At 69.6% G+C, this 21,946-nt stretch carries 16 protein-coding genes and 8 pseudogenes; 14 read left to right on the top strand and 10 right to left on the bottom strand.

Annotated features, from left to right (window positions below; translation table 11 throughout):
* Positions 1–13: 13 nt before the first annotated feature.
* From OG972_RS39210 to OG972_RS39230, 5 genes are all read left to right on the top strand, one after another.
* The gene (locus OG972_RS39210) at positions 14–3,274 is read left to right on the top strand and encodes a family 78 glycoside hydrolase catalytic domain (protein WP_266989706.1); all 3,261 of its coding nucleotides are present in this window, start codon (positions 14–16) and stop codon (positions 3,272–3,274) included.
* A 274-nt stretch (positions 3,275–3,548) separates the two neighbouring features.
* Positions 3,549–4,016, top strand: a complete 468-nt coding sequence (locus tag OG972_RS39215) for a zinc ribbon domain-containing protein (RefSeq protein WP_266989708.1) — start codon at positions 3,549–3,551, stop codon at positions 4,014–4,016.
* Positions 4,017–4,201: 185 nt separating this feature from the next.
* Entirely contained in the window at positions 4,202–5,131 is a 930-nt protein-coding gene (locus OG972_RS39220) for an NAD(P)H-binding protein (RefSeq protein WP_266989710.1), read from the top strand.
* A gap of 143 nt (positions 5,132–5,274) precedes the next feature.
* Positions 5,275–5,415 carry a hypothetical protein gene (locus tag OG972_RS39225; RefSeq protein WP_266989712.1) on the top strand — a complete coding sequence of 47 codons (141 nt, stop codon included), beginning with the start codon at positions 5,275–5,277 and terminating at the stop codon, positions 5,413–5,415.
* Positions 5,416–5,460: 45 nt separating this feature from the next.
* Positions 5,461–6,465 (top strand): zinc-binding dehydrogenase, encoded by a 1,005-nt coding sequence (locus OG972_RS39230; RefSeq protein ID WP_266989714.1) that lies wholly within the window; start codon positions 5,461–5,463, stop codon positions 6,463–6,465.
* A 318-nt stretch (positions 6,466–6,783) separates the two neighbouring features.
* On the opposite strand, the pseudogene OG972_RS39235 reads toward OG972_RS39230, so the two are convergent.
* A pseudogene (locus OG972_RS39235) lies at positions 6,784–6,939 on the bottom strand (MFS transporter); the annotation flags it as partial.
* A 55-nt stretch (positions 6,940–6,994) separates the two neighbouring features.
* Here OG972_RS39235 and OG972_RS39240 point away from each other — a divergent pair.
* Positions 6,995–7,129, top strand: a pseudogene (locus OG972_RS39240) (AraC family transcriptional regulator); the annotation flags it as partial.
* 105 nt (positions 7,130–7,234) lie between these two features.
* Here the strand turns inward: OG972_RS39240 and OG972_RS39245 are convergent.
* From OG972_RS39245 to OG972_RS39255, 3 genes and pseudogenes are all read right to left on the bottom strand, one after another.
* Positions 7,235–7,375 carry a hypothetical protein gene (locus tag OG972_RS39245; RefSeq protein WP_266989716.1) on the bottom strand — a complete coding sequence of 47 codons (141 nt, stop codon included), beginning with the start codon at positions 7,373–7,375 and terminating at the stop codon, positions 7,235–7,237.
* A gap of 316 nt (positions 7,376–7,691) precedes the next feature.
* Positions 7,692–9,176: a UDP-N-acetylmuramoyl-L-alanyl-D-glutamate--2,6-diaminopimelate ligase gene (locus OG972_RS39250; RefSeq protein WP_266989718.1), complete on the bottom strand. Its 1,485-nt coding sequence runs from the start codon at positions 9,174–9,176 to the stop codon at positions 7,692–7,694.
* Positions 9,177–9,580: 404 nt separating this feature from the next.
* A pseudogene (locus OG972_RS39255) lies at positions 9,581–9,811 on the bottom strand (GNAT family N-acetyltransferase); the annotation flags it as partial.
* Between the two features lie 2 nt (positions 9,812–9,813).
* Between OG972_RS39255 and OG972_RS39260 the strand changes: the two are divergent.
* From OG972_RS39260 to OG972_RS39275, 5 genes and pseudogenes are all read left to right on the top strand, one after another.
* Positions 9,814–10,260, top strand: coding sequence for a hypothetical protein (locus tag OG972_RS39260; RefSeq protein WP_266991005.1), 447 nt, complete (start codon positions 9,814–9,816; stop codon positions 10,258–10,260).
* A gap of 62 nt (positions 10,261–10,322) precedes the next feature.
* Positions 10,323–10,523, top strand: a pseudogene (locus OG972_RS49370) (IS5/IS1182 family transposase); the annotation flags it as partial.
* 227 nt (positions 10,524–10,750) lie between these two features.
* Entirely contained in the window at positions 10,751–11,179 is a 429-nt protein-coding gene (locus OG972_RS39265; protein WP_266989720.1) for a hypothetical protein, read from the top strand.
* Between the two features lie 424 nt (positions 11,180–11,603).
* Positions 11,604–12,212 (top strand): carbonic anhydrase, encoded by a 609-nt coding sequence (locus tag OG972_RS39270; RefSeq protein WP_266989722.1) that lies wholly within the window; start codon positions 11,604–11,606, stop codon positions 12,210–12,212.
* 82 nt (positions 12,213–12,294) lie between these two features.
* Complete coding sequence (locus tag OG972_RS39275) at positions 12,295–13,770, top strand: SulP family inorganic anion transporter (RefSeq protein ID WP_266989723.1); 1,476 nt, start codon at positions 12,295–12,297, stop codon at positions 13,768–13,770.
* Positions 13,771–13,870: 100 nt separating this feature from the next.
* Here the strand turns inward: OG972_RS39275 and OG972_RS39280 are convergent.
* Together OG972_RS39280 and OG972_RS39285 are read right to left on the bottom strand one after the other, a co-directional pair.
* Positions 13,871–15,309 (bottom strand): annotated as a pseudogene (locus OG972_RS39280) (NF041680 family putative transposase).
* A 726-nt stretch (positions 15,310–16,035) separates the two neighbouring features.
* Entirely contained in the window at positions 16,036–16,782 is a 747-nt protein-coding gene (locus OG972_RS39285) for a DUF1775 domain-containing protein (RefSeq protein WP_266989726.1), read from the bottom strand.
* Positions 16,783–17,282: 500 nt separating this feature from the next.
* Here OG972_RS39285 and OG972_RS39290 point away from each other — a divergent pair, with 500 nt between their 5' ends.
* Complete coding sequence (locus tag OG972_RS39290) at positions 17,283–17,510, top strand: hypothetical protein (RefSeq protein WP_266989728.1); 228 nt, start codon at positions 17,283–17,285, stop codon at positions 17,508–17,510.
* A 44-nt stretch (positions 17,511–17,554) separates the two neighbouring features.
* Here the strand turns inward: OG972_RS39290 and OG972_RS39295 are convergent.
* The 3 genes and pseudogenes from OG972_RS39295 to OG972_RS39305 form a co-directional block, all read right to left on the bottom strand.
* A pseudogene (locus OG972_RS39295) lies at positions 17,555–17,665 on the bottom strand (DUF3093 family protein); the annotation flags it as partial.
* Positions 17,666–17,679: 14 nt separating this feature from the next.
* Positions 17,680–17,967, bottom strand: a pseudogene (locus OG972_RS39300) (lipase); the annotation flags it as partial.
* 491 nt (positions 17,968–18,458) lie between these two features.
* On the bottom strand, positions 18,459–19,685 hold the full coding sequence (locus OG972_RS39305; RefSeq protein ID WP_266989730.1) for a hypothetical protein: 1,227 nt from the start codon (positions 19,683–19,685) through the stop codon (positions 18,459–18,461).
* Positions 19,686–19,991: 306 nt separating this feature from the next.
* Between OG972_RS39305 and OG972_RS39310 the strand changes: the two genes are divergently transcribed.
* Complete coding sequence (locus tag OG972_RS39310; protein WP_266989732.1) at positions 19,992–20,960, top strand: helix-turn-helix transcriptional regulator; 969 nt, start codon at positions 19,992–19,994, stop codon at positions 20,958–20,960.
* A gap of 142 nt (positions 20,961–21,102) precedes the next feature.
* Here the strand turns inward: OG972_RS39310 and OG972_RS39315 are convergent.
* Positions 21,103–21,276 (bottom strand): annotated as a pseudogene (locus tag OG972_RS39315) (IS5/IS1182 family transposase); the annotation flags it as partial.
* A gap of 92 nt (positions 21,277–21,368) precedes the next feature.
* Between OG972_RS39315 and OG972_RS39320 the strand changes: the two are divergent.
* Positions 21,369–21,872: an ATP-binding protein gene (locus tag OG972_RS39320; RefSeq protein ID WP_266989734.1), complete on the top strand. Its 504-nt coding sequence runs from the start codon at positions 21,369–21,371 to the stop codon at positions 21,870–21,872.
* The last annotated feature ends 74 nt before the right edge of the window (positions 21,873–21,946 follow it).

A 21,946-nucleotide genomic window follows, 5' to 3' on the forward strand; every position in this document is an offset into this window, starting at 1 on the left:
CGTGGAGTTCCGCATGTCTCGCACATCCCGTACACCCCGCACGTCAAGACGATCCCTCGTGCTCGCCTCCGCGCTGACCGCCCTGGTCACCACGGCGCCCTTCGCCCCGCCTGCCGCGGCCTCCCCGCTGCAGGGCACGGTCACCGCCGAGCAGTTGCGCACCCAGCACCTCAGCAACGCCCTCGGCATCGACGACACCACCCCCGACCTGAGCTGGCGGCTCACCTCCCGCGGCCGCGACACGGCCCAGACCGCCTACCGCATCCAGGCCGCCACCACCCGCGACCGGCTGATGTCGGCACGGCCCGACCTGTGGGACTCCGGCAAGGTCGAGTCGTCCGTCCCGCAGGCCACCTACGCCGGCCGCGCGCCCGGCTCCCGCACCCGCGTCTACTGGAGGGTCCAGCTCTGGTCCCGCGGCGGCTCACGCCCCGGCAACTGGAGCAGCCCCGTCGTCTTCGAGACCGGCCTGACCCGCGCCGCCGACTGGTCCGCGGACTGGATCACCAACGACGACTGGCAGCTGAGCAAGCACACCGTCGAACCGGTCACCGTCAAGGTGCCCCGGACCACCGCCCGGTACGTCCGTCTCGACGTCACCGCGCTGGGCCTGCCCCTCGCCGACGACTTCCCCGCCCTCGCCCACCGGCTCCAGCTCGCCGAGATCGAGGTGCGCGACAGCGACGACCCCGGCACCGACCTCGCCCAGGGCGCCACGGTCACCGCCTCCGAGTCGGACACCGAACGCAAAGTGTGGGAGCCCAAACTCGCCACCGACGCCGTCACCAACAGCGCCTGGAACCAGGCAGCCGGCTACTCCAGCCTGCCGCACACCGGCTCCGACGTCTCGGACGCACCCGTCACCGTCACCCTCGATCTGAAGGTGACCAAGACCTTCGACCAGGTCGTGCTGTACCCGAGGGCCGACGTCCTCACCGACGACGGGCAGGTGCCCGGCTTCCCCGTCGACTACACGCTGTCCACCTCCGACGAGCCCGGCAGCTCGTACACCCGGGTGGCACAGGTCACCGGCCAGAAGCCGCCCAAGCCCTACCTGCCCTCCGCACTGCCGCTGTTCGCGAAGGACTTCACCCTCCCGAGGAACATCCGGTCGGCCCGCCTCTACATCGCCGGACTCGGCGTGTACGACGCCAGTGTCAACGGCGCACCGGTCGGCGACGCCGTCCTGGAACCCGCCAACACCGACTTCGCCGACCGAGTCCAGTACGCCACCTACGACGTGACGAACCGGCTGCGCAGCGGCGACAACACGCTGGCGGTCGAGCTGGGCAACGGCATCTCCAACCAGCTCAGCACCGCCGACCGGTACCGCAAGCTGTACGGCAACCGGAGCGACCCCAAGCTGATCGCCCAGCTGGAGGTGACCCTCGCCGACGGCACCGTGCGCCGCATCGCCACCGGCGACGACTGGCGCACCACCCTCGGCGCCACCACCTCCTCCAACTGGTACGGCGGCGAGGACTACGACGCCCGGCGCGAGATCCGTGACTGGGACGAGCCCCGGGGCGACCACTCCCACTGGGACCGGGCCGTCACCCTCGGCACCGACTCCGCCCCGGCCGCCCTGAGCGCCCGTGAGACGGAACCCGTCCGGGTCGTCGAGACACTCAGCGGCAAGGAGGTCGACGGGGCCGCGGAAGGCAGCCGGATCTTCGACCTCGGCCGCAACATCGCCGGCTGGCCGGAGATCACCGTCTCCGCCCCCGAAGGCACCACCATCCGCGCCTACCCGGCCGAGAGCCTCAAGGGCGGCCACGCCTACCAGTCCATCAGCAACGTCGGCGGCCCGCTGTGGGACAGCTACACCACCGGCAACGACAAGCGGTCCGAGACCTGGCACCCCAAATTCAGCTACCACGGCTTCCGTTACATCGAGATCAAGGGCCTGCCCAAGGACGCCACCGTCTCGGTGAACGGCAAGGCGCTGCGGGCCGACAACGACTCCGCCGGCTCCTTCTCCAGCTCCGACGAACTGATCAACGGCATCCACTCGCTCATCCGGCGCTCCGTCGAGGGCAACATGATGAGCATCCTCACCGACTGCCCCAGCCGTGAGAAGCTCGGCTGGCTGGAGCAGGACCAGCTGGTCTTCCCCACCCTCGCCGCCAACTACGACATGCGCGCCTACCTCCGCAAGATCGTGCGGGACATGGCCGACGCACAGACCAGTGAGGGCCTGATCCCCTCCACCGTCCCCGACTACGTCACACTGGCGGGAACCTACCGCAACGACGCCAACTGGGGCGGCGCGTTCGTTCTCGTGCCCTGGCAGCTGTACACCACCTACGGCGACCAGGAGACGATGCGCGCGTACTACCCCCAGATGAAGACGTACGTGACGTTCCTGGAGCAGAAGGTCTCCGGCGGCATCCTCGACTACTCCCTCGGCGACTGGTTCACCCCGGACAAAACCTTCCCCAAGGCGGTGTCGGGAACGTACGGCTACTGGCACATCGTCGACACCCTGGCCGACATGGCGAAGGTGCTGGGAGAGGACGAGGACGCGGCCACCTACCGCGCCAAGGCCGACGCCAGCGTCAAGGCCCTGTCCGACAAGTACTACGACCAGCAGGGCGGCACCTTCGCCGGCGGCGGCCAGGGCGCGGAGGCCCTCGCCCTGGACATGGGCGCCTACCCGGAGGGCGAACGTGGCCGTCTCCTGGACCACTTCACGGCGTCCGTCGAGGCAGCCGACTACCATCTGCTGCTCGGTGAGATCTCTCTGCCGGCCGCGTTCCGTGTCCTGTCCGGCGCGGGCCGGGACGACATCGTCCACCGGATCGCCACGCAGACCACCAGCCCCAGCTACGGCTACCAGGTCCTGGCGGGCAACACCGCGCTCGGCGAGTCCTGGGACGGCGGCTCGGGCCAGTCGCAGAACCACTTCATGCTCGGCGCCATCGACTCCTGGTTCACCACACGTCTGGCGGGCCTCGACCAGGCACCGGGATCGGTCGGTTACCGCGCGCTGCGGATCGCCCCGGCCGTCGTCGGCGACCTGACCTCGGCACACGCCACCTACACCACGCCGTACGGCGAGGCGGCCAGCCAGTGGCAGCGCGACGAGGACAGGCTCTCCCTCACCGCGCGCGTCCCGGCCGGCACCACGGCGACCGTCGAGGTCCCGTCCACCTCGGGCCAGGTCACCGCCCCCGACGGCGCCCGTCCGGCCGGCCACCGGGAAGGCGTACAGATCTACCAGGTGGGATCGGGCACCTGGACCTTCAAGTCGAGCTTCGAGTCCGGTAAGTGACCGGGTCGTCGAAGAACCTCGATGTCTGGTGCCGACCGGGACGTGGGGTTCTGGGGCCGTAGAAGGTGCTGCAGCCAAGCATCGAGGGGAGGGGTGCCCGGAATTCTTCCCGGGCACCCCGTGTCCGCGTGTGCCTGGTGGCCGCACGAGGCGCAGCGGAATAAGATCCATCACCGGGTCGCGAACCTTCGCGAGGACACCCTCCACAAGATGACGACCCGCCTGGCCTGCGAGTACGGTCACGGTCGTCGTCGAAGACCTGGGCGTCGCCGGAATGGGCCGCAACCGGCGCCTGTCCCGCCGTGTCGCGGACGCCGCGTTCGGCGAGATCCGACGCCAGCTCACCTACAAGACCCGCCGGCGCGGCACGCGACTCATTGTCGCCGACCGCTGGTACCCCTCCTCGAAGACCTGCTCCCGCTGCGGTGCGGTGAAAACCAAACTGCCCCTCAGCATGCGCGTCTTCGAGTGCGACAACTGCGGCCTCGTCCTCGGCCGGGACGCCAACGCCGGACACAACCTGGTCGCCCTCGCGGCCCGCACCACAGGTACCGCAGTGGCCGGAGACCTGGACCTCGCCAAGGCGAAGTCGAAGCCCCGTGGAGCCGACCGCAAGACCCGCACCACCCGCCCGCGCCGCAAGGCCGGGACGGGGCGGGCAGGTGGCGCGATCCCCGGCCCCCGGGCCGGGAAGGAAACGGGAGACCGTCAACAGGACACCGGCGCGCAACTCGCGCTCTGATGACCCGTTTACGGACCATTCCGGTGGAAACATCGGGATTGCTGAGATCGCTTGATGATCAAAGCAACGGGCTGGAACGGTCGCCGAGGGCGTGGGCGATCGCGTCTGTGGGCGGGAATACTGCAGCGCCGACGGCTCGGCGGGCTCCAGTTGCGCCCTGGCTGTGCGCACCACAGGCTGTCCCTATGGACCGCACCCCGGAAACCAGTGTGCTACCCATTCTGGTGACAGGTGCGGCGGGCAGTGTCGGCGCCGTCGGGCGATCCGTGGTCGAAGGCCTTCGGCGACGGGGCCTGCCCGTCCGGGCCATGGTGCGCCGCGATGACGAGCGGGCGGAGGCGCTGCGCGCGACGGGCGCCGATGTCGTCGTCGGAGACCTGACACGCGCGGGCGACGTCGCCGACGCCGTGGCCGGTTGTGGACGTATGTACTTCGGCATGGGCGTGTCGGCGCAGTATCTGGAGGCTGCCGTGACGGTGGCGGCCGTCACGCGTGCGTACGGGTGCCTGGAAGCGTTCGTGAACATGTCGCAGCTGACCGTCTCCGAGATGGACCTCACCAGCACCTCCGAGTCCGTGCAGCAGCGGCAGCAGTGGCTGGTGGAGCAGGTCCTCGGCTGGTCAGGCCTGCCCGTCGTCCAGGTCAGGCCCACCGTGTTCATGGAGAACCCGCTGTTCCATGTGGGCTTTTCCTCGATCGCGAAGTACGGAAGCATCAGGCTGCCCTTCGGGCGGGCGAAAACTTCCCCCGTGGCGGCCCGGGATGTCGCCGCGGTTGTGGAGGAGATCCTGGCCGATCCTGCCCTGCACGTCGGCCGAATCTATGAGCTGACCGGCCCGCGCTCGGAGGACGTCGCCGCCATGGCGGCGGAGGTTTCCGCAGCCCTGGGCCGACCGGTCAGTTACACCGACGTCCCGCTGCAGGAATGGATCGACGACGATCTCAGGTCGTTGGGGCTGCCCGACCACGTCTTCCAGCACATCTCCACCATGGCTCGCCTTCACGCGGAGAATCGCTACGACCGCAAGGCGGACGGGGTCGAGCAGGTCATCGGGCAGCCTCCTTCGGGGGTGGCCGATTACGTCCGTGAGAACCCCAGCCTGTTCAGCCCCTGAAGCCGCGTCCTCGTCGTGCGTTGTCGAGCGTGTTGCGGGCTGAGCATTGGAGGCGCCGGCCGACCATCGTGCACGGGTCCGGACGCCACACGGGCACCGGATTGATTTCCCACGCCGAAACCGCCCCGGAAAGGACCCGGCCAATGGGTGACGAACTCCTCGACCTGGCAAACACCACGACCGGCGGCAAGGACCGCCCATACGCCGCAGGCCATGAGCACTACGAAACCCTCGTTCCGCAGTGCACTCAGCGGAGTGCACAGGGGCGGCAGGACGTCGGTTGATGCCCGGTCCAAGACCCACACATACCGGCGCGCAGGAGAAGAATCATGAACCGTCGTGTTGCCTACACCCGTGGCGGGATGCCCGCCGACGTCCTGACCGTCATCGAGGAGCCGGAGTCGGTAGCGCCCGAGCGCGGCCAGGTCCGCATCCGCACCACGGCCTTCTCGGTGCACCCTGGTGATCTCCAGGCCATTGAGGCCTACCCAGGGAAGGCTGCACATCCGGTTCCGGCTGGCCTGGAGGCCACCGGCGTGGTGGAGGCGATCGGCGGGGGAGCGCGCTTGGCTCCGGGTGTCAAGGTCGGTGGCCGCGTAACGGTCTTCCCCCAGCCGGGGGCGTGGTCCCAGTGGATCGTGGCGGATGCCGAGGTGGTCGTCGCCGTACCGGACGAGTTGTCGGACGACGTCGCCGCGCAGATGCTCGCGAACCCGCTCACCACGGTGATGCTGCGCCGTGAGGCGCAGGAGCACCTGGCCTTCGGATACGACGGTCTTCTGGTGCAGACCGCTGCGGGCTCGTCGGTCGGGCGGCTGGTGACTGGCGTGTGTCAGTTTCACAACCTGGCGCTGGTCAACGTCGTCCGCAGCGACCGCGGTGCCGCCGAGCTGCGCCAGCGGTTCCCCGACGTGCCGGTCGTGTCGACAGAGCATCAGGGCTGGGCCGACGAGGTCCGCAAGGCAGCTGGCGGCCGCCCGGTCAGTGTGGCCTTCGACCCGATCGGCGGGAAGCTGGCTGAGGGCCTTCTGGACCTGTTGACGCCGGGCGGGAAACTGGTCAGTTACGGGCAAATCGCCGAAGAGTCGATTTCGGTGCACGCGTCGACGCTGCTGAACAAGTCGCTGACGCTGCGGGGCAAGAACATCGGCCGGTGGCTGTCCGAGGCCTCCGCCGAGAGGCGGGCATCCGACGTCGCCACCGCCCAGCAGATCGCGCTGGGGCTCCAGGACCAGTTCGACGTGGCCGCCACGTACGGCCTCGGCGAGCTGGCCAAGGCCGTGGAGCACGCGGTACGGCCGGGCAAGGTCGGCCTCGTTCTCGTCCGCCCCTGATAGCCGCCGGAAGACCGAGCTGCCGGAGCAGGCGCACGACGTCCGCGTGGTGGAAGCACATGACAGCGGCCGCTTCGTCGCCGAGGAACAGCCCGAGTTCGTCACCGGGGGCGGTCACATGGTCGCCCGGACAGCTCCTTACGACCTGATCCACTCTCTATCGTGCACCAGGTCGTAAACGACCAGGCCTCCGTTGCCGTCAGCAGACGTCGCTGCCGCTTGTCCAGATGCGGCAGGATCGCCTCGAACTTCGCCGCCAGTACGGCGCGTTGCACTTCCAGCCCACCCGTACCAGAGCAACGATGTACCGAACGGGAAGAGGACCGAGGCGGCCAGCACAACACCGGAGGCGACCGCATAGGTGTAGCCGCGTTCGGTGACGAAAAACGGCATCAGTGCTGCTACGGCACCTTGGTAGATGTCGACGCAGCCATGGCTGACGGACAGCAGGGTGATCGATGTGTTCCTTCGCACCCCCATCATGCTCCGAGCCCGGCAGCGTGTCGCACTTCCGGTAATCTGCCAAGTGATGATGGAAATCCGCCACGAGGCCATTGCTCCGCCCCGCATCCAATGGCTGGCGCCCGGCCGTGCGATCGACGCCCACCGGCACGACGACCATCAGATCGTCTATGCCGGCCGGGGTGTGCTGGCCGTGACGACCAGTGAGTGGTGTGCATCGTGAAGTTGCTGGTCACGGGTCTGGTGTGCGCGGAATTCTGGGTGCTCGTGCTGGTTGAGGGCGGATGACTTCGGTGAAGATCGTCGGTCACTGGACGACTTCGCGGTTCGTCGGGACGAGCAGGGTCCTGACCAGGGCGGTCGCCCACTTCGGGTCGGTGCGTACCTTGCCGAGCACGCGCCAGTTCTTGAGGTGGGCGATTGGTCTGGTGCCGGGTGCTGAACGCACCGAGCTGTGGCATGGAGTAGCCGGACGGGCCGACCCCAGCCCGCCCCGATCAGCGCCATCAGGCGTCCACGCCGACGGAAATGCGGGCGGCCCGAACGTCCCCCAGGTAGCCGCGGGGCCACAAGGTCTCGTGTGTAGCGGGCAGCGGGTCCCTGACGGCGCTGGAGGCCGACGATGTGCCGGACAGCCACTTTCGCTTCGGCCAGGGCCGCGGACCTGCCATTGTGCATCAGTCAGCAGGTCGGCGTCTGGAGCAGCTGCACGTCCTCGTGCCCGGCACTGCAACCAGCGCCGGGCGTCAAGAAGGCCGGTACGCCTACCGCGTGGCGAGTTCGCGTACCGTCGCCATGTCGCTGAACGGCAGCAGTTCCTCGTTGACGATCTGGTAGGGCTCGCTGCCTTTGCCCGCGATCAGGATGACGTCGCTGTGCCCTGCGGCGGACAGGGCGAAGGAGATGGCGCGGCGGCGGTCGGCGAACCGCTCGAAAGTGGTGCCGCTCGCGAGCAGGCCCGGGACGATCTGATCCATGATCGCCCGGGGGTCTTCGTTCCGGGGATTGTCCGAAGTGAGAACGCACAGATCGGAGTAGGTGCCGGCGATCTCCCCCATCCGGGCGCGCTTGGTGACGTCCCGGTCCCCGCCGCAGCCGAAGACCGTGACGACCCGGCCAGAGGCGAAGCCGCGGATGGTGGTCAGCACCTTCTCCAGTGAGTCCGGGGAGTGCGCATAGTCCACGATGACGGACGTGCCGTCCGGGGTCTCGTAGCGTTCGAACCTTCCCGGGATCGGGGGCATATGCTCGAGTGTGGCGACCAGTCCGGCCAGATTGTGCCCGATGAGGTGGCAGGCTGCGACAGTGGCCAGTGCGTTGGAGACGGAGAACCGTCCAGGCACGGGGATCGCCGCCGGATACTTGTGGCCGGCGTGGTGCAGGGTGAAGCGGGTGCCGATGGCGTCCATGGTGAGGTCGGTCGCCCGGTAGTCCGCCTCCGCGTCGATGCCGTACGTGACGACCGCGCCGGGCATCATCGCCCCGATGCAGGCTCCGACCGGGTCGTCGGCGTTGACCACCGCACGCCGGCACAGCCCCTGGAACAGACGCAGTTTGGCGTCCCGGTAGTTCTCCATGGTGCCGTGGTCGTCCAGGTGATCCTGCGTCAGGTTGGTGAACACCCCTACGTCGATGAACGAGTGGTCGAGGCGGTGGGTCAGCAGGCCCATCGACGTGGCTTCGAGCGCCACGGTGCCGACACCGCGGTCGCGCATGCACCCGAGCAGATACTGGAAGTCCGGCGACTCCGGTGTGGTCAGTACCGACCTCGGCATCGGGATCAGTTCGTCGCCGATCCGGCTGCCGCCCGTCCCGATGACCCCCACCCTGGCGTGCTCGGCGATCCTCAGCACCGACTCCACCATGGAGGAAACCGACGTCTTCCCGTTGGTGCCCGTGACGGCCACCATCTTCATCTGTCGGCCTGGCTCCCCGTGGTAGCGGGAGGCGACGACCGCGGCCGCCTTGCGCGTGTCCGCGACGGCTACGACGCATACACCAGCTGCCGACGCCCAGGTCGCGACCGGAAGTTGCGCCGTCGCGGAGCAGATGAGTATCGCCACCGCGCCGCGTGCGAGAGCCAGTCCGACGGACTCGGGGCCGCCCTCGCGATGACCGGGTACCGCGATGAACAGGGATCCCGGAGCGGCGCGGTGGGCGTCGAAGCAGGTGCCTCCGGTGATCCTCGTCTCCGGATCGCCCTCGATGATTTCATGATCGTGTCCGGCGAGCAGCTCGCTCAACTTCACAAGGGTCCTCTCGAAGATTCACCGGCTGCCGGTCGTCCGGCGGTCGGCGCGCAGGCGGCGCCAGGGCACCGAAGGATGACAAAGCAGGAAATTCTCGCGAGGATCGTCGCCGTGCGGTTACAGAGGTGGGGAGGGGCGGCCGCGCAGAAAATGGTCCGCCTGCAGGGGCGGAATGATCTGGGAAATACCGAGAATTGCCCGGAATCGTTAGCCGTGGCCGTGCAACGCGCGACAGTAGATCGCCGACGCGTTCAAGGGGTGGACGGCCGTCGCGCACGCGGCGGACGGGCACAGGGCATGGGCGGCCTGGAACAGGCACTCCCTCACTGCGCATGTGCGACCCATGTGTGGAGTGTACGCCCAGCCGCGGGGGCGATCGCCCACCGCTCGTTCGCACATCTGCGTTACTGCTGCCGCGCTGTCTCCGGCGCCCGCGCCGAGAGGGACGCCGTGCGGTGGCGCAGCCGGAAGTCCAGCGACTCGTACAGCCGGATGGCGTTGGTGTTGCGCGCGGAGGTGTGCAGGAAGGGCCTCTCGTCGCGGGCACGGACGCCGGGGGCCACCGCCAGGACCAGGCGGGCGGCCAGACCCTGCCCGCGGAAGGCCGGGTCGATGCAGACCGCACTGATCTCCGTAGCTGGAGCGGATCACGGCTCGCCGCAGTGAACTGGACGCGCTCGCCGAGGAGCTGGACAAGCAGCTGCAGGAGGTGCGGGCCGAGCGGGAGGAACTGGTGATCGCCGAGCGGGTCCTGGTCCGGCTGGCCGAGCAGGACCGGGCCGCGGCGGAGGCCGCCGCGGCCGTCGCCCCGGCTCCCGCCCGGGTGGCGGGGCGGGCGGTGCTGTTGGTCCCGCACCGCAGCGAGACTCCCGACGAGGCCGCCCTGCCCGGCGACTACCGCAAGATCCTGGCGATCGTCCGAGCCGCCGACGGCCCGGTGCAGGCCAAGGCCGTCGGCGAGGAGCTGGGCCTGGAGGTGTCGGCGCGCGGCAAACTGGAACCGCTGCGCGCGAAGCTGACCAAACTCGCCGACCGTGGCTGGCTGCACAAGCGGCCAGGCGGGCGGTTCACCGCACGCCCGTAGCCACGCGAGACGGGTACGGAAGCGGCGTAACCAGCTGGCAAACGGCGCCAGTTGGGTTTGGTGTGAAGAAAAACAACCACGCCGCCGAGGGCCCTGACGGCCTTGTCTACACCGCCCGCCTGCCGCTGTCGAGCGCCACCCTGAACTGGCTCGCCGACCTGATACGCGGCCGCATGAAGAGAATCGGCTCACGGTGGCGGGCCCTGCCCGCGGGAAGGATCGCCGGCATCGTGCTCGCGGTGCTGCGCTGTGACCAGCGGCCTCATGTGGTGGAACCAGCGGTGATTGCCGGGCCCGCCGTCCCCTTGGACAGCGGGCCCCTTTTTGACGGCGGCGACTGGCAGCGCCCGGTAGGACAGTCCACGAGTATGCGGAAAAGTCCGCGTGCCACTCGTCACCACATCAGGTGAATCCACCCGCTGATCAGCCCTTTCTGAGCGCGACGCGCGAGACTCGGGGGTTTCCTGGTAGGGAGCACAGGGAGAGCGTGATGGCACACACACCCGGGGCAGTCACGGCGGCGGCCCGCCGCGGCCTGGGCGCTGTCGTGCTGGTTGCCCTGCTGGCGCTGTTGCACGCGGCGTTCACCTCCAGCGCCTCGCATCTGTCGGCGCTGGACCTGGACGGCTGCCTGCGGCGATCCGCGGCGGTCGTCCCCGCCCCGTCCTGCGACACTTCCGCCGGTACCGCGGTGCTCGACACGCGCGACGGCGGCCATCATCACGATGACGTGCCGCAGTCGTGCAACGCGTCCGCCGGCGGGCCCCGCAAGGTACCGGGTCACGGCGGCGTCGCCATGGCCCCCGGCGGCGCTTCGTCTCCCTCGGGGGCTCCGGCTGAGCACGCCGGGCTCCAGGAGCCGGTCGACGCTCCTCGCGGTCTCGGCCGTTGTGCCGGTTCGGCCGTTCTGCGCTGCTGACCGAGCCCGGCCGCATCCCACCCCCGTGCCGCGGGGCGGTTCGGCCCGCCGTGCCTCGTCTGCCACGACCGCACCGGAGCCCTGCCATGCCCATGGACGTATACGCCGCGGTGGGCGCCCTCGTTCGCGCCGAGATCTGCCGCGCCCCTGCACCACAACCCGAGCCGCCCGCCCCGGCGGATGCCCCGGCCGACCGGGCACCGTCACCTCGCACCGAAGACGCACCCGCGCACCAGTTCCGTCACCTGCCGGCGAGGCCCGCGCACCCCGTCCCTTCCTTCACCGATGGGCACCCGCCTCGCTGATCACCCGAGGGTCGGCCGTGGGCTGCTGAGCCGTATCCGGATACGCGTGGCACGCACTCTTCGCGCCCCTTCTCACCCCGGAGCTCCACAGCTCCACGAAGCGTCACGAGGTCGATTCCATGCAGACACTCATCGAGCACGCCCGTACCTTCCACGCGAAGATCACAGACAAGCAGCAGGAGTTCGCCCAGCTGGCCCATGGGCAGCAGCCGCAGGTCCTGTTCATCTCCTGCTCCGACTCCCGCGTGATCCCCTCGCTGTTCACGGGGGCTCGCCCCGGTGACCTGTTCGAGGTGCGCTCGGCGGCCAACATCGTTCCCTCCTACCGGCCGCAGGCGGCGTGCGCGGTCGCCGGGTCGATCGAATTCGCCGTCCAGGCCCTGCAGGTGCCGGACATCGTCGTGTGCGGGCATTCGCACTGCGGCGCGGTACAGAGCCTGCTGCGCGAGCAGAGCGTCCACACCATGCCGCCGGTACGCCGCTGGCTGACCTGGGCCGGATACCGTACCTGGACCGACGAGCCCTGGCCGACGCGGGGTCTTGGCGAGGACGCGACCGCCGCGACCCAGCAGCATGTGCTGACCCAGCTCGACCACCTGCGCACCTACCCCTTCGTCGCCCGGCGCCTCGACTTGGGCCGCCTTCGACTGCATGCCTGGTACTACACGGTCGAGACGGGCGAGGTCCTGGCCTGCGCACCCGGCAGCCGCGTCTTCAAGTCCCTGTGACGCGAGTGGAACCCGGCTTTCCCACACCCTGCTGGTCGTCCCTCTGTCCGACGTTCCCCCACCCAGAGAGAACGCCTTGACCATGACCTCATCCCTCTCTTCCCTCCGCCGCGCCCTGCGCACGGACTTCGCCTCCTCCCTGGTCGTCTTCCTCGTCGCCCTGCCGCTGTGCGTGGGCGTCGCCGTCGCCTCCGGTGTTCCCGCCGAGCTCGGCCTGATCACTGGCATCGTCGGCGGCCTGGTCACCGGCCTGCTGCCCGGCAGCAGCCTCCAGGTCAGCGGTCCGGCCGCGGGCCTGACCGTGCTGGTGCTCACCGCGGTGACCGAATACGGACTGCCCGCGCTCGGCATGATCGTGCTGGCCGCAGGACTGCTTCAACTCGCCCTCGGCGCACTGCGGTTGGGCCGTCTCTTCCGGGCCGTCTCCCTGTCGGTCGTGTACGGCATGCTCGCCGGCATCGGGCTCGTCCTGATCACCGGCCAGATGTACGCCCTCGGCGACCGCAGGGCCCCCGGCAGTGGCCTCTCCAATGTTGCCGGTCTGCCCGGCCTCCTGACCGACGTCCTCGGATCGGGGCCGGCCCTGACCGCGATCGGTATCGGTGCCGGGACCGTCGTCGTCATGACGCTGTGGAAGAAAATGCCCGCCAAGGCACAGCTGCTGCCCGGGCCGCTTGTCGCGGTCGGTCTGGCGGTGCTGGCCACCGTCGCCTTCGACCTGCCCGTCGAGCGGGTCGAGGTCAAGGGGCTGACGGAGGCGATCCAGCCGCCCGGCCTCGACGGCTTCTCTCGCCTGTCGGACGTCGGTCTGCTGACCACGATCGTCGCCTTCACGCTCATCGCGTCGGCCGAGTCGCTGTTCAGCGCGGCGGCAGTGGACCGGCTGCACGACGGGCCGAAGACCGCCTACGACAAGGAGCTGATGGCCCAGGGCGCGGGCAACACGGTGTGCGGGCTGCTCGGCGCGCTTCCGATGACCGCGGTGATCGTCCGTAGCGCGGCCAACGTCCAGGCCGGCGCCCGCACCAAGGTCTCCCGCGTCCTGCACGGCCTGTGGCTGCTGCTGTTCGCCGCCCTGCTGCCCGGCGCGCTGGGCATGATCCCGACCGCGGCACTCGCCGGGGTCCTCGTTCACGCGGGCTTCAAGCTGCTGCCCGTCGAGGAGTTGGGCCCTCTGTGGCGTGAACATCGAGGGGAAGCGGTGGTGTTGACGGTCACCGCCGGGGCGATCCTGGTCACCAACATGTTCGACGGCGTCCTGATCGGGCTACTGCTCGCGGTGGTGAAGACAGCGTGGGAGACCTCACACGTCCACATCGAGGTCGACGACGCGGGCACCGGCCCGGTGACGGTGCGGATCGTCGGTCACGCCACCTTCCTGCGCCTCCCGCGTATCCTCGACGCCCTGGAACAGCTGCCCACCGACCGCCCCATCGAGCTCAACCTCGCCGGACTGCGGCACCTCGACCACGCCTGCATGAGCGCCCTGCAGAGCTGGTCCGACCAGCACAACGCGCACACCGTCCAGCCCGAGCACACCACCTCCCGGACGGCGTGAGCGCGGGGCCGTGTGGCGGTGTCCGGCGACCCCACGGACTATGGGTGACACAGCTGGTGAACAGCGACCGGCGTTCACCCGTATCCCCTAAGCTTGATCTTTAAGGCTGCTGCTCGGCCCCGCCGCGTCTAGGCATATCCGTTTTGCGCTGTTTCTTGCCGACTGGGTGGCGGGGTGCGGGGGTGGAGGTGCGGCCCTTGGGGCGGCCTGGGCCGGGGTGGGAGGCTTTCGGCGCGCGGGCCGGGGTGCCCAGGATCCGCCGGATGCGGGGATAGCCGCGCCGGACCCGGCCGGGGTGAGCCGATCCGGTGTCAGGGGCTTTTCCCAGGGGCGCCGGAGGTCCTCGGTCAGGGGGCGGGCGAGACGGAGTTGCGCGTAGGCGGCGAGGATCAGCCACACCCACCGGTCGGCCTGTTCGGGGGTGCGCAGGCGGGGTCGGGTCAGGCCGAGGGTCTGCTTGAAGAAGCGGAAAGTGTGCTCGATATCGAACCGTCGAAGGAAGATCCGCCAGAGGCGGTCGACGTCGTGCGCGGTGGCGTCGGGGTCGCTGTGCCACAGCCATAGCGGCTTGGGGGCGCGGTTGCCGGGCAGGTGCTCGACCGCCAGATGGACCAACGTTCCCTCGACGAGGGGGAGTTCGCCTTCGTGGTGGGCCCAGGAGCCGCGCCGGTCCAGCTTGGGGTGCAGGCGGCCCCAGCAGCGGGCGAGGACCTGGCCGAAGCGGTCGTGGACGCCGGCCGACTCCTGGACCGGGGCCGGGTGGGCGGCGGGGTCGGCGAGGCGGAACTCCGCTCCATGTCGGGGCGGGCGCCCGGGGTTCGTTCCGCGGCGCTTGCCGGCCGGGGCGCGCATCACCCGGTCGGCGCGGATGCGGCCCAGCAGCCGCACCGGCTCCTCGCGCAGCAGCCAGGTCAGGCGCACGAGGTCGTAGCCGGAGTCCAGGACGAACAGCACCGGCAAGTCGCCCGGTCGCCACTGCCCGGCCCGCTCCAGGCGGGCGACAAGGTCGCGGATCTGGGCGGCGGTGACCTCGGTGGGATCGTCCTCGGGCCCCAATCGCACCGCGTCCAGCGGCCCGGTCCACGAGGAGCGGCCGCCGCCGAGGGCCGCCGCGACCTGGTAGGGCCAGCCCGGGATGGTCTGACGCACCCCGTCGCACCGGCACGGACGGTGGCAGTGCAGCCGCTGGGGCGAACACTCGGCATCCGGACGCGGCCACGGAGTGACGTCCAGCGCGATGGACAGCTGCCCGTCCGCCCCGCGCGGCAGTACGAGCCCCGCCAGGGCCATCCGAAGCCGGGACACGTTGATGTGCCCCTGGGCCAGCGCGTCGTACATCGCTCCGTGCCCGCGCCGATGCACCCCCGACAGCGAGAGTTCCGGCAGGGACGTCACCGGCCCGTCGGCGCACAGCACCGCGTCCATGAGCTCGAACAGAGCATCCGCCCGCAACGTCAGGCACTCGTACAGCTCACGGCGAAACCGGGACAACCCGGCCAGGGCCTCGACGCGCACGGCGCCGTCTTGCAGACTGTCCATCACGGCCTTTGGTTGATCAACGTGTCTCTTGGCGGAAACACATGATCAAGCAGAGGCCGCCCAGCTGTCAGGCGAACGACAAACCCCACCAAGAAATGATCTTGGTGGGGTTTAAAGCCAAGCTAAGAGGAGCTCAGTACGCCCGCGCCGGCCCCGTCTGCGCAGGGCGGGCACAACCCCGATCTGGAGGGGCAAGGTGGCACACCAGCAACCGCGAGGACGCACCCGCCGCGTGGCGCGCGGCGGCGCCGTGGCCGTCGGCCCGGCGCTCCTTCCCCTGGCCAGTGCCTGCAGCGGCGGCGAGGACGATGCCAGACAGTCGGCGCCGGCGCACCCTCGGGTGACGGCGACACGCAAGACTGCTGCGACGCCGAGCCGCCCGCCGCACCCGGCCCCGTATCAGGCCGCCCGGAACGGCCCGTCCCGCTGCCGGAGCAGTACCGGCGCGGCCTGCGCCGAACAGTCGCAGCCGAAGCCGTCCTCGGCGTCATCGTGCTGGCGATCACCACCGTGCTGACCGGAACCCAGCCCAGCCGAGCCGCCGCGCAGAACGTCACCGCCCAGGCGGTCGCCCAGCTACCGTTCCTAACCAGTACGCAACAGTGAGTCCTGGACCCACTGTTGCGTACTGGGCGCAGGGGCCGATCCGCCGCAGAACCAGCCCCGACAGGTGCTCCCGCGGGGCAGCGGTGGTTCCGCCCCGCGGGTTCACCCGGACTCCTCCGGTCAGCTGTCGGACGCTGCGGCGCGGCGCTTGACCAGCCACCAGGCGCCTCCGCCCAGGACTGCCAGCGCCACGACCACCCCGCCGATGATCAGGCCGGTCGGGCTGCCCCCGTCCTCGTCCTCCTTCTCGGCGGGCGTTGCGCCTGCGTCCGAGTTGTCGGCGGCAGGCGTGGACTTGGCGGCCGACGGCGTGGGAGTGGCCGTTTCGCTCGCCGTGGGGCTGGGGCTGGGGCTGATCGGCGTGGCGCCCGGGGCGGCGGCCTTGAGCTTCAGGACGGGCGCGGGCTGTTCGGGTTCCGCGCCGCCGCTGGGCAGTTCGATCCAGCGGGAGACCTCGCCGTCGCTGTAGGTCTCGACCGTCTTGAACGCGAGCTCCTTGGCGTCCGGCAGCTGCCGGACCTTGACCTTGTACTCGGCGTCCGTCCCGACGGCGAGCTTCGGACCGCCCAGTGTGTAGCCGTCGTTCGTGGCCTTGAAATTCCAGCCCTTGGGCGCTTCCACGAGCGTGACGTCACCCGGCGCGATGCCTTCGGGAAGGACGACGCGCATCTCGGTGAAGCCCGCGCTGCCGGACTCGGCCTCGGAGACGAAGCTGAGCGTAACGTTCTCGGCCAGGGCCTGAGCGGTGTCGGCCTCGACCTCCGCGTGGGCGGAAGCCGGGCCGGCCAGGGCCAGGGTCGCCGTCAATGCGAGGGCGCCGACGACGCCGATCCGTCGCGTGGTCCGGCCGAGAACGTGCGTGGACATGGACACAGGAGAACTCCTTGCTGGTGCTGAAGCCGGGCCGGCCGAAGCCGAAGGGCCCGGGTGAGGGAAGGACCGGGACGCGCTCGCGTCCCGGAGGTCCCCTGCGCACCAGCGCATGTTCCAGAGTGTGTGTCCGCGGTGGGGCCGGATCGGTGAAGCGGCCGGCGAGCCGAGCGCACGGCGGCTTGCGGACATCACCGAGGGCGAGGCGTGGCAGCACCCGCAACAGGACCGCGGCTGCGACCGCGCGGGCGGCGCGGGCGGCGGCCAGGGCCACGGTGACGGCAGTGTCGGCGCGGTGCAGCAGCCAGGCCGCTGCAAGAGCGGCAAGGACGTGGGCGGTGGTCATGGCCGTCCCGGCGTCGTGCCAGGCATGCCCGCTTCCCATCTCCATCGCGGCATGACCGGCGTGGCCCCCTTGGCCGGGTTTCGCCTCGTGCTCGCCGCCCTCCCAGGTCAGGGCCAGGTGTATTCCGCCCTGGGCCACCAGAGTGCAACCGATGATCACCGCCAGGGAAGAGCGACGGCGGGCGAACGGCCAGGCCACCACGAACTGGACCGCGGCGAAGGCGGTCACCAGCCGCCACGGCACCGCGCCTTCGGCGACCGCGTGGTGGCCGAGGGCCGCCAGCACGCTGCCGACGAGCGCGAACAGCCCGGCCCGCACGCACGCCACGGCACGATCCGGCCCCGGGCGGCCGCCCAGGCCGTCGTACGCCGTCACTTGATCACCTGGCACGGTCGCCCATCATCCTCTCTCGTTCGTCCTGCGTCAGGCGGACCCGCGGATCGCCTCGGCGAGCAGTTGGGGCGTGCGGGTGGAGACGTAGACATACGGGGTGGGGTCATCGGGGTCGACGACCTCGACGCGGACCGCTGTGGGGGTGCAGCTGCAGCGAGGGGGCCGCGGGTGTCCTCCTGGACCGGGCACAGGGTGGGGGCCACGACCAGCAGCGGCGTGGTCGGATGCCCCTCGCGGATGGTGTCGAGGAAGCCATGCACCGCAGGGGTGAAGGCGCGCAGGCGCATCACGTCGGAGTTGACGACATTGATGCCGACCTTGACGCTGATCAGGTCCGCGGGGGTGTCCCGCATCGCGCGGGCGGTGAACGGGTCCAGCAGGGCGCTGCCGCCGAACCCCAGGTTGACCAGCTCCACTCCGCCCTGGGCGGCTGCCAGCGCCGGCCGGATGGCACCCGGGCCGGCAGTGTTAGCGAGATGCCGGGCGGCCACGGCTTCCTGCTCGAGCAGACGCTTGCACACGTCGGCCTTGCGTTGTGAACGGCTCTGTCATTGCGGTGCCCGCAGAAGTCCGCAGAGCGCACCGATATTACGCGGTGTCATATTCGCCATGGTTGATCAGGTTTGTGCTCAGATCCGTGCGCCAAGCCGAGGCCAGAGCAGTCTTGAGATTCGTTTCATCACCGGACTGAAGCCCCGCGCACGGCCAATGACCCCGGTAGCGCTGCAACGCGCCGGAGCGGGAGTGTGTGCAGGTCCGCGGGCAAAGTGTGGCTGCGGCGATCAGCGGTACACGCCCGCGGCCGCCCCCGATCGAGGGCGGCCGCCACAGGCTCTGTCGGAGCGATGGCCGACAGGTCAGGAAACTGGATGCGCGGCCGTGTCCTGGCCGGCGCGCGGCCCGTGAGCCGTGGTCCGCCGGCCGGTCCGCGCGCTCACTTCGTCGCGTCCGGCTTCACGATGTCGGGGAGCTTCGCCTCGAACATCTCGTCGAGCTTCATCGAGGGCAGGATGTGGCCCTGGTTGGGGGCCTCGTTGGCGATGCTCGCGCCCCATGTGGACGCCGCGATACGCTGGTTGGGCGTGCCGTGGTGCCCGTTGCTGCTGAAGCTGCAGTCGCCTACCTGATAGAAGGACTTGGCGGAGTCGAGCACCCGCTTGGTGTTGAGGGCCTCGCCGCGCGAGTGCGTGAGGAAGTACGTGCCGAACGCGTCCGCCATCAGCTCGGTGCGACGGGTGGCCTCCGGCCCGGTCAGTGCGGTGTTGTCGAACAGGTTGTTCTCGTACTGCACGTGGTGGCCGAACTCGTGGCCGAGGATGGCGCGCGGAGCGGTGTTGCCCAGGCCGATGGCCTGCATGGCCTCCAGGATGCCGTCACCCATGATGATGCGGTCGGAGATGCCCAGCGGCTGCGGGTCGCCCTTCTCTGAGTAGGCGAACGCGTTGAACGTGAAGATCGGGTTGGCGCCGCCCTTCAGTACGGGCTCGGAGTCGACCAGCGAGATGAACAGCTCGGCCAGGTCGAGGTTGCTCTCGGGCGTGCCGCCGTACAGCACGGACAGGGTGCGGGCGAGCCGTTCCGGGGAGGAGTAGACGTCGGCGCCGTGCATCGGCATGAGCTGGATGTCGTCGGAGTAGATGTCCCAGAATCTCTTGAGATTCTTGGCCTCGGACGTCAGCTGGTTGGTGTATTCGCCGTTGACACCGTAAGTGTTGGAACTGGACTCGCTGCCGAACAACAGCGCATCGTACGTGGGGAAGTCGAACCCGCCGAACAGAGAGAGGATGAAGATCGCGAAGGGGTCCTTGGCGCCGTCGAGCAGAGTGTTCGCATAGGCCGTCAGATCCGTGCTCTGGCACTGGTAGTCGCCCGGGTTGATGACGCTGTTGAGGATGTCAGCCCACTGGGTGTCGCCCATGCCGTACGTGGTGTTGGCGGCCTGGCGGCGCGCCTGCCAGTCGGCCGGCAGTTTGGCCAGGATCTCGTCGACGAGGGCCTTCGTCTTCGGGTCGAGCGAGGATGTGTCGATCGCGGAGCCGTAGGACGCGGCGGTGACGGCGGTGGCCGTCGTGCCGTCCGCGGCCGCTGCCGGCAGGGCGGCCCCCAACGTGCAGGTGGCCGCGGTCACGAGGGCAACGGCCCAGGCGGAGGTCTTCTTCACGGTCAACTCCTTGGTGTGTTGAAGCCGACACGCCGGTCGTCCTTGTGGGACGGGAGAGGCGGTCGGAGTGCCATGAGCCAAGAGTCTGCAAGGAACGCGCTTTCTGGAGAAGCCGTCTGTGCTGTCGGAATCCGGCATGGCAGGAAAGTGACAGATGCGATGCCATACATCCCCGTGCACGCTCGACGTGACGATCCCTGACCTGACGAAACGTCACTCCGTATAACACCCCTACCGGATGGGTAGTCGCTATGTGCACACGACCTTGACATGGAGTAAATCGCATATGCGTGCAATGATTCGAATATGCATCCACTTCGGGTCATAGGTCTCACCGCGACCGCCGAGGACATCTACCTCGCGCTCGTCCAGCGCGGCCCGGCGCCTCCGGCCGGGCTGGCAAGCACCCTGCGCGTGACCCCGGACGCCGTCCGCGCGGCGGCCGACGAACTCACCGGACTGGGCCTATTGGAACCGGACGGGGAACGGCTCGTCGCCCGCCCCCCGCGCGCAGCGCTCGATGCCCTCGCGGAGATCCGCGCGAAGGAACTCGGCACCCTGCGCGACAGCGCCGACGAACTCGCCCGGTTCTGGCGCGACCACCACGCCGAAGGACCGGGATACATCGAGATAGTCCGGACGGAGGCAGCCCGTGAAGCGCTCGCCCGGCGCGTGCAGGACGAGGCGATGTACCAGGTCCGTGCTCTCTCGATCGGCCCCACCGGCCGTCTCGCCGCACCCGCGCAGGTGGCGCCCGGCTGTCTGGAGGCACTCGCGCGTGGTGTCGCGTACTCAGTGGTCTACGGCGCCCAGATGCTGCGTGACCCGCTGGCCCGGGAGGCCATCCAGACCTGCGTCAACCTCGGTGAACGCGCCCGCGTCTTCCCCAATGTCGCGTTAAACCTGATGATCTGTGACGACCGCTTCGCCGTCGTCACCGCACCCGCGCGCGACCACCAGCGACGCCACCACATCGCCGTGCAGCGGTCGGCCCTGCTCGACGGCCTCGTCGGCGTGTTCGAGTCGTACTGGCAGATGGCCGTTCCGCTCCCCACCAGCGACGAGTCCATGGACGACGCCGGTACTTCCCCCACCGACGACGCCCGGCAGCTTCTCACCTACCTCAGCGGCGGACTCACCGACGAGTCCATCGCCCGTGAACTCGGCGTCAGCGAACGGACAGTGGCACGCCGCATCGCCCGCCTCCAGGAAGTCCTGGGCGCACAGACCCGCTTCCAACTCGGTGTCCAGGCCAGCCGCCGCGGCTGGCTCTGAGCGCGGAGCCCCATAGTCAACGGGGAAGTGCCGGCTCGTCGGGCCGCACCTCCCCGCTTCCCGCCCGGACGGCGACCCCTGGTCGGGCTGCGCGACAAGGCACTGGTCCTCACCGGGCTTTCCTCATGCCGCGCTCGGCCAGGTCGAAGCCGGGTGGCCTGCCACCAGAGCTGCCGCGTCCGACGCGGTGGGCCGCCTGGTCGGCCTTCTCCGTGATGACGTGCCGGATCGACCGTTTGCGCAGGTAGCGGCGGGTCCGGCGATTGCTGTAGCCCTTGTCCGCGCTGACGCTGTCAGGCTTCGTGCGAGGCCGGCCGACAGTCAGCCGGGGAGGTCCGCCGGGTCGGGCTCCAGCGGGCGCACTTTGTGCAACGGAGGATGGCGTGTCGTCGGGTCTAACCTGGCTCCGTGACGCAGGAAGTGAGCACGGTGGTGCTGATGTGTGGTCTTCCCGGAGCGGGCAAGACCACCTACGCGATGGAGCTGGTGCGACGCGGTTACGTTCGACTGTCGATCGACGAGGTGGTCTGGCAGCGACTCGGGCAGCGTGACGCCGGCTTGGTGCTGGAAGCGGAGGCGTTCGACCAGCTCAAGGAAGAGGTCCGCCGCGAGCAGCGGCAGGAACTGGTCGAGCTGATGCTGGCCGGGCGCGACGTAGTGGTGGACTACAGCTTCTGGAGTCGCGCCGCCCGCGATGATTACAGGGCGCTGATCGACAACCACGGCTGCCGCTGGGAACTGGTCCACCTCAAGGCCGATCGGACGACGCTAAAGGGTCGCCTCGAAGCACGGAACGGCGAGGAAGGCGCCAACTCCGTCACCGTGGATGAAACGCTGTTCAACCGCTACCTGGCCAACTTCGAGGAACCGAACGGAGAGGGTGAGCAGGTCGTCATGCAGTCCTCGACCTGAGGGCCTCAAACCGTGGTGCGGGGTGCCGTGGGCAGATCGCTGCCGAACGTGGTCGGGCGGGCGGTACGGCGCCG

The sequence above is a fragment of the Streptomyces sp. NBC_01669 genome, assembly GCF_026339735.1.
In the GTDB taxonomy this organism is placed as follows: Bacteria; Actinomycetota; Actinomycetes; order Streptomycetales; family Streptomycetaceae; genus Streptomyces; species Streptomyces yanii.